Genomic DNA, 12,578 nt, shown 5'->3' on the forward strand with positions numbered 1-12,578 from the left:
CTTCTGCACGCCGTCCTGGGCGATCAGGTTGCCCATGACCGCGCCCTGCACGGTGTCCGGCGCGACGGTGCGGAAGAAGTAGTCGGAAAGGCCGGAGAAGCTGGCCGAGGTGGCGGCCATCGATAGCATCGGAACGTTCTGTGAGGTGATGGACTTGTAGGTGTTCTTGACCACGGAACTGGAGGCCGGGCCGATGATGAATGACGGGTTCTTGCTCAGCACGGACTGTGCCGCAGACGTGTTCTGGTCGGCATGGTCAGCATCGGACGTATCGGCGTCTACGGTGGTGATCTTGTTGCCGAGCACGCCACCAGCATCGTTGATGTCTTTGACGGCAAGTTTTTCGGCGGCCAGTTCCGGCGGGGCCAGGTAGGCCAGTGAGCCGGTTTCCGGCCATAGGCCACCAAGCACGAACTTACTGGTTTTGGTGCCGGAGGTGCTTGCCGAACTGCTGGATGAACTGGACGAGTTGGATGAACCGCAGCCGGCGAGCGCCATGACTGCGGCGGCCACCATGGCGGTGGCTGTGATGGACAGTTTCCTCATGCCCTTCATGTTGATCTTCTTCATTTGAATCACCGTTTCCTCTCTTGGCTCCGCTGATTGCCGAACCCTTGGTGACGATTATCGAGATGTGTTGCTCGACCATCTTGAATCGCACTATAAGTGCCGAGGAAACCGAATGTGTATGCGTGAAGTTAACCGAAGGTGAAGCCCGAAAACTGTTGGAAACACAAGGTTTTGAGCTTGTTTTCAGGCATGCCGAAGCCGCTGTCGGGCAGTGCCCCAACAGCGGTAATCGGAATTGAGAATTTTGAATCATAGGGGGAAATCGCGGAACGCGTGCGGAGACCGCCGTCCGAGCCCGAAGGCGTACGAACGTACGTCGAGCGGCAAGGAAAGGCGGTATACGCTCCGTTCCGCGATTTCCTGGGTCCTACCTTCCTTCCTCTTGAACCTCTTCTTCCAGGTTGCCCAGGTAGAGGGAGACGACTTTCGGATCGTTCATCAGGTCGCGGCCCTTGCCGGAGTAGGCGTTGCGTCCTTGGTCGAGGACGTAGCCGCGATCGCAGATCTGCAGACAGCGGCGGGCGTTTTGTTCGACGATGACTACGGAGACTCCGGCTTTGTTGACCTGGCGCACGCGGATGAAGGTCTCGTCCTGAAGCATTGGGGACAGACCTGCGGAGGGCTCATCGAGTAGGAGGACGGATGGTTTCATCATGAGAGCGCGGGCCATGGCCACCATCTGACGTTCGCCGCCGGAAAGCTGGCCGGCGAGCTGGTTTTTGCGCTGGCCGAGTTTGGGGAAGATGGAGCACACGTAGTCGAAGCGTTCGTTGAACAGTTTCGGTGCTTGGAACGCGCCCATGTGCAGGTTTTCCGCGATGGTCAGGCTGGGGAAGACGTTTTCGGTCTGCGGCACGAAGCCGACGCCACGGGAGACGAGTTTGTCGGCGCGCAGGTTGGTGATGTCCTCGCCTTTCAGCAGCAGCTTGCCGGAGTGGATGTGCACCAGGCCGAACAATGATTTGAGCAGGGTGGATTTGCCTGCGCCGTTCGGGCCGATGATGCCGACGATCTCGCCTTCATGCAGGGTCAGGGATGCGCCGTTCAGGATGTTCACGCCGGGAATGTATCCGGCCACCAAATCGACCGCGTCGAGCAACGGTTCGCCTTCGGGCTCGCCCATGTGGATCTGCGCGCGGGTCAGCGGCTCGTCGGCCACGCTTGCGATGTCGCTCATTTCAGGCCTCCTTCAGGTCTTCCAGCACGGAATCGTCGCCCAGGTCCACGTTCGCGTGGGCGCCCAGGTATGCGTCGATCACGGCCGGATCGTTCATCACGCTCTTCGGTTGGCCTTCGGCCACGATCTTGCCTTCCGCCATCACGGTGACCCAGTCGGCGATGTGTCTCACCATGTTGATGTCGTGTTCGACGAACAGCACTGTGGTGCCTTCCTCGCGCAATGCCATGATGTGGTCGAGCAGCGATTGTTTCAGCGCGGGGTTCACGCCTGCCATCGGCTCGTCCAGCATGACCAGTTTCGGGTCGGACATCAGCGCACGCGCCATTTCCAGCAGCTTGCGTTGGCCGCCGGAAAGCGCGCCGGCGTAATCGTCCTTCTTTTTGATCAGGAGGAACCGTTCCAGCAGCGCTTCCGCTTTTTCGATGTTCGCCTGCTCCTGCTTTTTCCACATGCCGGGGAACAGCGCGCGGAACATGCCCTCACCCGGTTGCACGGGGGCACCGAGGAGCATGTTGTCGAGCACGGTCAGACGGCTCATCACCTTGGTCAGCTGGAAGGTGCGGACCATGCCCATGCGCGCCACTTTCTCGGGTTGCACGTGGGCCATGTCCTTGCCGTCGAACTGCCAGGTGCCGGTGTTCGGCGTATCGAAGCCGGTCATCAGGTTGAAGAACGTGGTTTTGCCGGCGCCGTTCGGTCCGATCAGCGCGGTGATGCCATGCCGTTCGATTTCGAAGTGGCTCACGTCCACGGCGGTCATGCCGCCGAATTTGCGGGTCACGTTGTCGGCCACGAGGATCGGGTCGGGCTTGTGCACGCCCGGCTTGTTTTCGACGAATTTCAGATCGTCGGTGACTTTGTCGCGATAGGCGGTGGAGATGAGGGTTTCGCCTTCCGGAGCTTTGGTGGCCCATTTGGTGAGGTCCTGGAATGGTACGCCGGGCTGCACACCGGATACGGGTTGCACGCCGGTTGCGGGTTGCGTGGCCGGCTGCGTGCCAGTGGTCGGAGAATTCGTTGTATCAGGCATGGAAAGCCAACTCCTTTCGGTCGCCCAACAGGCCTTGTGGTCTGAAGATCACCAGGCACATCAGCGCGACGCCGACGATCACCCAGCCGAGGGCTTCGATCTGGTTGGAAGAGATGAGGGTTTCGGGAACGGTGTTGCGCATGATCTCCTTGACGAAGGTGAGCAGCACCCACAGCACGCAGGAGCCAAGCACCGGGCCGAGAATCGTGGCCGCGCCGCCCAGCAGCAGAATCGTCCACACGTAGAAGGTGACGGTGCGGCCGAGCGAATCGGGCTGTACGGAACGCGGCAGGACGAAGATGATGCCGGCGATCGCGCCGAACAGGCCGCCCAGAATCAGCGATTCCATCTTGTATCGCGTCACCGGCTTGCCAAGCGAACGGATCGCGTTCTCGTCCTCGCGGATGCCTTTGAGCATGCGGCCCCACGGCGAGTGGAACCAGCGCCAGCACAGCAGCGCCGCGATCACCACCAAAACCCATGCCACGATGCGCAGCCACCAGGAGTTGGCGATGTTGTTGCTGTACGTCCACAGCAGGAACGTGGTCGAACCGTCCGGCAGCGGCGAAAGCGATTCGAATTTCTCGGTGAAGTCCTGCGGTGAGATGCCCGCGGAACCTCCGGTGAAGTTCGTCATGGCCGTCGATCTGCCGATGATGCGGATGATTTCCGCGGCGGCCAATGTGACCATGGCCAGATAGTCGGGTCCGAGCTTCAGCGTCGGAATGCCCAGCAGCAGCGCGTAGATGACCGCGAGCGCGAGCGCCGCGCATACGGAGGCGAACAGGTTGCAGCCCATCGACTGCGTGATGGCGAATCCGTAAGCGCCGAGGAGCATGAAACCGGCCTGGCCCATGTTCATAAGGCCCGTCATGCCGAAGTGAATGTTCAAACCGATGGCGGCGAGTACGTACGCCGCTGTGGTCGGGGCGATCAGCTCGCCCGCCGCGTTGGAGATGATTGTCATGATGTCCATGGATCAGCCCACCCTTTGCTGCTTGCCGAAGATGCCCTGCGGGCGCACCAGCAGAACGATGATGAGGATTGCCAGCGCGCTGGCGTAACGCATATCGTTGGGGATGACGAGCGAGCTCATGTCCGCCACGATGCCGATGACCAACGATCCGATCAACGCGCCGTTGGCGGTGCCGAGGCCGCCGAGCGTCACCGCGGCGAACATCAGCAGGATCAGGGTCGCGCCGGTGTTCCAGGAGATGCCGTTCAGGTAGACGCCGAGCAGCACGCCGGACAGGGCTGCCATCGCGCACGAGAGGATCCAGACCACGCGGACCACCTGGTCCACGTTGATGCCGGATGCCGCGGCGAGCGCCGCGTTGTCGGACACGGCTCGTGTGGCGCGGCCGAGTCGCGTCTTGTAAAGGAACAGGGTGACGCCGACGATCACGCAGATGGCGATGAGCGCGGAGACCAGCGTCGGCATGTCGGTGGTGATCGGTCCGAGCTGGAAGCTGTCCGGCACCGATTTGACGATGCCTTTGATGTCGCCACCGAAGAAGAACTGGAACGTGTACTGCAACGCCATGGACAGGCCGATGGTGACGATCATCTGCTGCATGGTGCCGACGTGGCGTCTGCGTAGCGGCCCCCAGACGATTTCGTTTTGGATGAAGCCGGTCAGCGCGCCGATGACGATGGCGAAGATGGCGGAGGCGATGAGCGGCATGTGCAGCATCTGCGTGCCGACGTATGCCATGAGGCCGCCGAGCGTCACCTGTTCGCCGTGTGAGAACGACTGCAGGCCGGTGGTGCCGTAGACGAGGTTCATGCCGACGGACATGAGGCCCAGCATCAGACCGAAGATAATGCCGGAATACAGTTGCTGCCAGATGCGTTTGCCGACATTGGAGCCGTCTTTTTTGACTGGCGATTGCGTGGCCGCCGTCGATCCGGATGTGCCGGTCGCGCCTTTCGTGCCGTTTGCCGAGCCGGACGATCCGGATGTGCCGGACGTGCCGCTGCCGGCGGAATCGCCCGCCTGGTCGAATCGGACAACGCCGCGCTGCTTGTCGAAGCTGGCTTTCCTGATCGTCACCGTCGCGCTGCTTGCCTTCAGGCCGTGCTCTTGCGCAACGGACGCGTCGATGGTGACGGTGTAATCGCCGTCATCGGCAACGGAGAAGGCCCATTTGCCGTCCGCCGCAGTTTTGGTTTCCGCGGTTGCCTTGCCGGACAGCGTGATGGTGACGTCGGCGATCGGCTTCTTGTCGGCGTCCTGCAGGATGCCGTTGACGCAGCCGTTGCTGGCGGTCGGATTGCATTCATCGACGGCCTGCGCGCCGGAATCGGCGGCGGACGCGATGGCGGGAGGGAGTACGAAAAGCATCGAGAGAACGGCGACAATCGAACAGAGTATGACGATTCCCGGTCGACGATGCCGTGTGAGATACGTTACGGCTGTCATAGGTTTTTCCTCTCTTGTTGCTTTCACAACGTAGGAGAGGAAACAGCTCGCGCGGTTGCGCTCAGATTTCCTGAACGTTACCCGATGACCGCCCGTGTAACGTGAAAATTACGCGAGGCTGAGCCGGTGACAGCTATGCGTGGCCGCCCAGCATGGCGATGCCGAATCCGAGCGCCACGCAGGCGAGCGGCACCGCGACCGTGGCAGCGCCGTAGCCCAGGGCCATGGCGAAACGGCGTTTGCGAATCAGCGACAGCACCTCGTTGATCGCCGACGAGAATGTTGAGAATCCGCCGAGGAACCCCACAACGAACGTCATTACCGTGCCCATATCCACCGACTGCGCATAGTACGACATCATGGCGATGCCGGCGCACAGGGAAGCGACACCGTTGATGACGAGCGTGGCCAGGGGGAAGCTGTGGTTGCCGTCACGGTTCCAGCTGCGTTGGATCGACACGTCAAGCACATAACGGGCCATGGCGCCGATGCCGCCGAACAGGCAGATCATCCAGGTCATCAGCGCACCTCCCCTGTGGTCGGGTCGGCGACGAGCGGAATTTCCGCGGTGACCGGCTTGGGTTCGAAGCTGGGCAGAGGTGCGACGGGTTGCGATGACTGCGGCTGCGATTCGATTTTCGGCACCTGCCCGGTCTGCGCGACCTGCTGGGCGACCTGGGCCGCCTGCTGTGCCGCCTGCGCGGCCTCCAACGCGGCCTGCGCGGCCGAATGCGCCGCATCCGCCACCCTCACGTGGCGCACGCCCTGCACGCCCGGCACGTTGTTCTGCACGTTTTGCGCGTCCGGCACGTCCGATTCGCCCGAATCGGCCATGGGGACCGTCTGCGTAACACTCTGCGTAGCCGATACTGCAGTGTCGGTCATCTGGACGTCCTGCACGATGCCGTACGCGTCCGAATCGCCCGAATCGGACATTGAGGATACGGAAGCCGTGGAGGCATCGGCGATCGCGTTACGGACCCGCTTGCGTGTGCCGCGCGCCAGCAACGCCTGCATCAGCGCCACGCCAACCGCGGCCGCGATCAGACCGCCAGCGAAACTTCCCGCAAGATAGCCGAGCGCGCTGCCGAAACGCTGCTCGCGCATGCCTTCCATGGTTTCCAACATCACGCCGGACATCGTCGATAGTCCGCCAAGCAAACCAAGCCCGACGCCACGGCTGACGGCCTGCCGCACCCTGCGGCGCAGCCACGACGCGGTCGCCATGTATTCGGTCAGCATCGCAAACAGGAAGCAGGCGAGCATATTCGACACGAACATGCCCACCACGAACGGCGAACCGTTCACCGACGGCAGCAGCAGGTCCGTGGCACGACGGAACCCGACGCCGACGAAGCCGCCGACGAACACCACGAGATACATCAGACCATCGGCAAGAGGGTTGAATCGCGCCTGCATGCGTTTCATCGGCGCGAGCGGAATCTGCGGCGGATGCTTGGATGCGGCGGCACCGGACGGGCGCACATCCGCACGCGCCACTTCGGCGACGTCGATCGACTGTGTGGCGGGATTCGGCTCATCACCCGCGTTTGGCGAGTCTGCCGCCCGTTGTTCTTGCGATTCCATCACGTTCCCCTTGTACTTGGCTTTCCGCGGACAGCGTCGTTCCGCCCCAGCCATATGGCAACGAGCTGGCCGCAGGTGCCGTCTTCCTAACCTTGTACGAGTCTACACGTGCGTTGCAACCAAACATCGAACATGTCCGATTCAGTGGATAACTGTGGATAACTTCGGGTGGCCCTAGACGTCTACGAATGGTTATGGAAGACGGTACGGCCGCGTCAGACGGACACGTCGCACAACCGCCGCATCGCATGCCGTGCGTCGCTTTCGTCCTCGCCGCTGAACAGCACGACCAGATAGTCGCCGGCGCGCAGCCGCGTATCGCCATGCGGCACGATCTGCCGTTCGCCGCGACGCAGGCCAATCACCAGACAGCCGTACGGCCAGCGCACGTCACGCATCAGCTTGCCGTCCGCGGTCGCGCCCATTTCCACAGGCAGTTCCATGATGCCGTTGTCGATGCGATTGGCGATTGCCGTCGTGCCGCCTTGCGCGCGCATGTACCGTTCCAGCAGCTCGCCGTAGATCGGTTTCGTACGCAGCAGGTCGGAGACGAGCAGTGCGATGAACGCGACGGCGGCGACCGGCAGCATGTGCGTCAACGTGCCGGACATTTCCACGGCCAGCAGAATCGACGTGATCGGTGTTTTCACGGACGCGGCCAGCGTGCCCGTCATCACGCATACCGAGAAAATCGCCACGGAATCGGACGGCAGGTTGCCGAACTGGCGCAACGTCTCGCCGCAGATACCGCCGGCGAGTGAGCCAACCGCGAGAATCGGCATGAAAATGCCGCCGGGAGCGCCTGAACCGAAGCTGGTGGAGGTGAACAGCACTTTCGCCACGAACAGCACGCACAGCATGCCCAAGCCGACGCGCGCATGCTCGGCCATGGCGATCAGGTTCGAGCCGCCGCCGAGCACGTCAGGCAGCCAAATGCCGATTGGCAGCGCGAGTGCGATCGCGATCAAAGGGCGGCTCCATGCGGGAAGCTTGCCGTACAGCGTTTGGAAGCCGAGCAGCGAACGGTTCATCAGCGAACCAACCAAACCGGCCACCAATCCCAGCGGAATCAGCCACCCGTATTCGCCGAGCGGCAGTTGGCCGATGGTGCCGAAGTCAAGCACCGGACGCAGGCCGAAACAGTATTTCGATACGAAATCGGCGGTCAGGGACGCGGCGGTGGCGCCCATCAGAATCGCGGGCGAAAAACTGCGATGCACCCCTTCCAAAGCGAACATCATGCCGGACAGCGGTGCGCTGAACGCGGCGGACAGGCCGGCCGCGGCACCGGCGGTGACCAGATAATGCTCCTGCACGTCCTCACGTTTCTTGCCGCGCAGCCGGTGCGATAGGAACTGCGCGCCCGATGCGCCGATTTGGATGGACGGTCCTTCGCGGCCGAGCGAGAGGCCGAAGAGCGATCCGAGCAGGCCTCCGATGAAGCGAACCGGCAGAATCGTCTGCCATCGCATTTTCAGGCCGCAGATCACCACGCCGTTGGTTTGCGGAATGCCGCTGCCGCCGGCCATCGGCTCTTTTTTGACCATCCATGCGATGGCGAGCGCGGCTGCGATTGCGGCGACCGCCCACGGTGCGACCAGCCACGGGGTTTCGCGGATGCGCGCGTAGATCCAGCGCGCGGTGTCGGTGCCGTATTCGATGCCGAGACGGTAGAGGACGACGAGGAAGCCGGAAATCAGGCCGACGAGAATGCCGGCAGCGGCCATCTTCCATTTGAGGTGGTCGAATCGCGGGACCAGTTTGCTGAACCTGTCAAACCTGTCGAACCTGTCGTTAGGCGGCATTGCAGTCATCGCACTCCCCTTTTCCGTTCCTCCGCCGCGCACCCCGTCGGTGTGTATGCGGTGTGCGTCATACGCGCACGCCATCGCACGCACCATACGCAAAGTGCCGGCAGGCACAGGCCCACCGGCACTTGTCATTGACGTTCGTTACCGACGTTCATATCGACGAATCAGCCGAATCAGCTTCAGTCGATCAGCGAGTTGATCTGGATGATGTGGTCGCGCTGCGGGCCGGTGCCGATCACGGAAATGCGGCAGCCGGACAGTTCCTCAAGACGCTTGACGTAATCCTGGCAGGTCTTCGGCAGATCGTTGAAATCATGAATCTGGGAAATGTCCTCGTCCCAACCCGGCATGGACTCGTAAATCGGCTTCGCGACAGCGAATTCAGCTTGGTCGGTCGGCATATCGTCGCGGCGTTCGCCGTTGACGTCATACGCCACGCACAGCGGAATCTCCTTCAGACCGGTGAGCACGTCGAGCTTGGTGAGCACGATGTCGGTCAGGCCGTTGACCTGGGCCGCGTAACGATTGACAACCGCATCGAACCAGCCACAACGACGCGGGCGGCCGGTGGTCACGCCATACTCGTGGCCCTGGGCGCGCAGCCAATCGCCTTCCTCGCCGAACTGCTCGGTCGGGAACGGGCCTTCGCCCACGCGGGTCACATACGCCTTGGCGACGCCGATCACGCGGTTGATCTTGGTCGGACCGACGCCGGTGCCGGTGCAGGCGCCGCCGGCGGTCGGGTTGGAAGAGGTCACGAACGGATAGGTGCCGTGATCCACGTCGAGCATGGTGGCCTGTCCGCCTTCGAACAGCACGGTCTTGCCCTCGTCGAGCGCCTTGTTGAGCACCAGCGACGTGTTGGCCACGTACGGCTTGAGGCGTTCGCCCAGCTTGAGCAGCTCGTCGGTGGTCTCGTCCACGTCGATCGGGCGACGGTTGTACAGCTTGACGAGCATCTGGTTCTTCTGATGCAGGCTGGCCTCGACCTTGTCATGCAGGTGCTCCGCGTTGAACAGGTCGTGCACGCGGATGCCCACGCGGTTGATCTTGTCGGCGTATGCCGGGCCGATGCCACGGCCGGTGGTGCCGATCTTATGCTTGCCGAGGAAGCGCTCGGTCACCTTGTCGAGCACACGGTGGTACGGAGCGATGATGTGCGCGCTTTCGCTCACCAGCAGTCGGGAGCAGTCCACGCCACGGCTTTCAAGGCCGTCGATCTCCTGGAACAGCACTTCCGGATCGACGACGACGCCGTTGCCGATGACGGGGGTGGTGTTGGGGCTGATGATGCCGGACGGCAGCAGGTGCAGTGCGTACGATTCGTCGCCGACGACCACGGTGTGGCCTGCATTGTTGCCGCCGTTGAAACGTGCGACATAGTCGACCTTGGTTCCGATGAGATCGGTAGCCTTGCCCTTACCTTCGTCGCCCCACTGAGCGCCAATCAACACGATTCCCGGCATAACGCACCTCCACGATGTTGCCTTGTTTCCGCCGAAAACAGCGTACCGTGAGCCCTCTACTGCGCAGCGGCGGAATGGCGACGGTGGGATTGCTCTATGGCACGGGTGGACGTGTGCGCCACACCACACATGCTTGGTGCGCCACACCACACATGTCCGATTCTGCAGAAACGGACATCCAGACACCAGAAATCGCACCACAAACGTCCGATTCGCCAGAAACGGACACGCGGACTATGCGAGCTACAGCGGCTACGGCGGATACGGAATCGCCCGAACCCCAAACCACACCGCGCCGCCAAGCCACCCGTCGCGTCACGAAACAGCGGCATAATGGAACCATGACTATCGCAACACCTGAACGTTATGCCGAGATGCTGGATGCCGCGCGCCGTGGCGGGTATGCCTATCCTGCGATCAACGTGACGAGCACGCAGACGCTGAATGCCGCGTTGCAGGGTTTCGCCGAAGCGGAATCCGACGGCATCATCCAGGTGTCCGTGGGCGGATCGGCCTATTTCTCGGGCCAGAGCGTAAACGATCGCGTGGTCGGATCGCTCGCGTTCGCCGCGTTCGCACACGAAGTGGCCGCGCGCTATCCAGGCATCACCGTGGCGCTGCACACCGATCATTGCGCCAAACAGTATCTGGACGAGTGGGTGCGGCCGCTGCTTGCGCATGAAGCGGAGCAGGTCAGTCGCGGTGAGGAACCGACGTTCCAGTCGCATATGTGGGACGGCTCCACAGTGCCGTTGAAAGAGAATCTTGATATCGCCGAAGAGTTACTCGAGAAATCCGTGAAGGCGCACACCGTGCTGGAAATCGAAATCGGCGCGGTCGGCGGCGAAGAGGACGGCCATTCCGCGGAAATCAACGAGAAACTGTATTCCACGCCCGCCGATGGCGTGCGCGTGGCGGAGAGACTGGGCCTAGGTGAGCGCGGCCGCTATATGGCGGCGTTCACGTTCGGCAACGTGCATGGCGCGTACAAGCCGGGCGTGGTGCAGCTGCGTCCGAAACTGCTGCGCGACATCCAGACGGAAGTGTGGAACGCGGCGCATGATGGGCGGCTGGCCGGCTCGGCCAACGCGCTGCGCAACGCGCCGGAAGGCAAGCCGTTCCCGCTGGTATTCCACGGTGGATCCGGCTCGACGCCCGCCGAAATCGCGGAAGCGGTGAGCTACGGCGTGGTCAAGATGAACATCGACACGGACACGCAGTATGCGTTCTCGCGTGCGATCGCAGGACACATGTTCCGCAATTACGATGCGGTGCTGAAAATCGACGGCGAGGTCGGCAACAAGAAGATGTACGATCCGCGTTCTTGGGGACGTGAAGCTGAGACGGCGATGGCGGCACGCGTGGTCGAAGCGTGCCAGCAGCTGGGTTCCGCCGGTCGCGCGTTGAAGTAAGCGCCGCTCAGGGCCGGCGCGCAAACCACAGGTTGATCAGCGAGCCGGCCACCACCAACGCCACGCCAATCCAGAACGGCATGCCCAACGCCACGCCCAGCAGCAGCGTGCTGGATGCCGTGGAGAAGATCGGGGTCGCATACGAGCCGATCGCCAGCGTCTCCATGTTGCCATGAAGCATGCCATAACCCCAGCAAGCATAACCGCCGGCGATGGAAAGCGCGCAAGCCGCCAACGCCACATAGCCGCCGATGCCGGGGGTCGCGGCCGGCAGGCCATCGCCTGACATGAGATGAATAATCCACAGTAATACGGCGACGCAGCAGAAGAATATCGTCGTGCCATCGTAGCCTTCGGACATTGCCGGCGTCACACTCGCATAAATCGCCCAGATGAAAGCACCGGCGAACGCAAGCAGATACGGCAGTGGATTGCTGGCGATGTCGCCGATCGCCTCCTGCACGTTCAGGCTTTCGCCGCCGACCGCGAGCGCCACACCGATGGTAGCTACGATCGCGCCGGGCAACGCTTTGACGACCGCGCCATGTTTACGCGACAACGCTGCGGTCATCAACACCAGCAGCGTCGGCCACAGGTAGTTGACCAAACTGACTTCAACGGATTGCGCATTCGTCGTCGCCAGACCGATTGACAGCGAAATCGACGCCTCGTACGCCACGAACATAACGCCACCCAGCAGAAGATATTTACGCGGCGCTCGGCGAATCGGCTTGGGACGGCGCACGATAAGCAGCATCACGCCGCCGACGGTATAAATGAGCGCTGAGCCGAGCGTGGCACCAAACGACTCGGAGACAAGCCGCACCAGGCCCGCCATGAACCCCCACAGCACGATCGCGGCAAGACCGACGAGCGTCGCAGCGTGCGATGTCGCGTGGCCGAGCAGCGGATTGTGGGACGAGGCGCTGCCAGCTTCCTGGACAGTGCCGGTTTCCGGACCGGCGGCGTTCGCAACGGTATGGGAGACCTTGTTTTTACGGGGGTTCTTCTCTGCATGCACAAGCTTCAGCCTACCCGTCGGTCATCTGCATATGACACGCGCCCAGCCACCCCACGTGTCCGATTCTGGAGAATCGGAC

The 12,578-nt window shown here is 62.3% G+C and carries 11 protein-coding genes; 1 reads left to right on the plus strand and 10 read right to left on the minus strand.

Features of this window, described 5'->3' with window-relative positions; all coding sequences use genetic code 11:
* The 9 genes from OU26_RS08885 to OU26_RS08925 all read right to left on the minus strand — a co-directional run.
* Positions 1–570: ABC transporter substrate-binding protein (locus OU26_RS08885; protein ID WP_033499103.1), on the minus strand; the 570-nt coding region annotated here is incomplete at its 3' end.
* 367 nt (positions 571–937) lie between these two features.
* Entirely contained in the window at positions 938–1,693 is a 756-nt protein-coding gene (locus tag OU26_RS08890) for an ABC transporter ATP-binding protein (protein ID WP_229027003.1), read from the minus strand.
* Between the two features lie 55 nt (positions 1,694–1,748).
* Positions 1,749–2,780, minus strand: coding sequence for an ABC transporter ATP-binding protein (locus OU26_RS08895; RefSeq protein ID WP_026647158.1), 1,032 nt, complete (start codon positions 2,778–2,780; stop codon positions 1,749–1,751).
* Complete coding sequence (locus OU26_RS08900) at positions 2,773–3,756, minus strand: branched-chain amino acid ABC transporter permease (RefSeq protein WP_026647159.1); 984 nt, start codon at positions 3,754–3,756, stop codon at positions 2,773–2,775. Before OU26_RS08900 ends, OU26_RS08895 begins: the two co-directional genes overlap by 8 nt.
* Positions 3,757–3,759: 3 nt before the next feature.
* Positions 3,760–5,202, minus strand: coding sequence for an ABC transporter permease subunit (locus OU26_RS08905; RefSeq protein ID WP_026647160.1), 1,443 nt, complete (start codon positions 5,200–5,202; stop codon positions 3,760–3,762).
* A 133-nt stretch (positions 5,203–5,335) separates the two neighbouring features.
* Positions 5,336–5,722 carry a fluoride efflux transporter FluC gene (locus OU26_RS08910; protein WP_021913524.1) on the minus strand — a complete coding sequence of 129 codons (387 nt, stop codon included), beginning with the start codon at positions 5,720–5,722 and terminating at the stop codon, positions 5,336–5,338.
* On the minus strand, positions 5,722–6,789 hold the full coding sequence (locus OU26_RS08915; RefSeq protein WP_026647161.1) for a fluoride efflux transporter FluC: 1,068 nt from the start codon (positions 6,787–6,789) through the stop codon (positions 5,722–5,724). Before OU26_RS08915 ends, OU26_RS08910 begins: the two co-directional genes overlap by 1 nt.
* Positions 6,790–7,004: 215 nt before the next feature.
* Positions 7,005–8,516 (minus strand): ClC family H(+)/Cl(-) exchange transporter, encoded by a 1,512-nt coding sequence (locus tag OU26_RS08920; RefSeq protein WP_026647162.1) that lies wholly within the window; start codon positions 8,514–8,516, stop codon positions 7,005–7,007.
* A gap of 263 nt (positions 8,517–8,779) precedes the next feature.
* Positions 8,780–10,066 (minus strand): adenylosuccinate synthase, encoded by a 1,287-nt coding sequence (locus tag OU26_RS08925; RefSeq protein WP_026647163.1) that lies wholly within the window; start codon positions 10,064–10,066, stop codon positions 8,780–8,782.
* A 341-nt stretch (positions 10,067–10,407) separates the two neighbouring features.
* Between OU26_RS08925 and fbaA the strand changes: the two genes are divergently transcribed.
* Entirely contained in the window at positions 10,408–11,478 is a 1,071-nt protein-coding gene (gene fbaA, locus OU26_RS08930) for a class II fructose-bisphosphate aldolase (protein ID WP_026647164.1), read from the plus strand.
* Positions 11,479–11,485: 7 nt separating this feature from the next.
* On the opposite strand, the gene yddG is transcribed toward fbaA, so the two are convergent.
* Positions 11,486–12,499: an aromatic amino acid DMT transporter YddG gene (yddG, locus tag OU26_RS08935; protein ID WP_081815688.1), complete on the minus strand. Its 1,014-nt coding sequence runs from the start codon at positions 12,497–12,499 to the stop codon at positions 11,486–11,488.
* Positions 12,500–12,578: the final 79 nt, after the last annotated feature.

It is taken from the genome of Bifidobacterium ruminantium DSM 6489 (assembly GCF_000770925.1).
In the GTDB taxonomy this organism is placed as follows: Bacteria; Actinomycetota; Actinomycetes; order Actinomycetales; family Bifidobacteriaceae; genus Bifidobacterium; species Bifidobacterium ruminantium.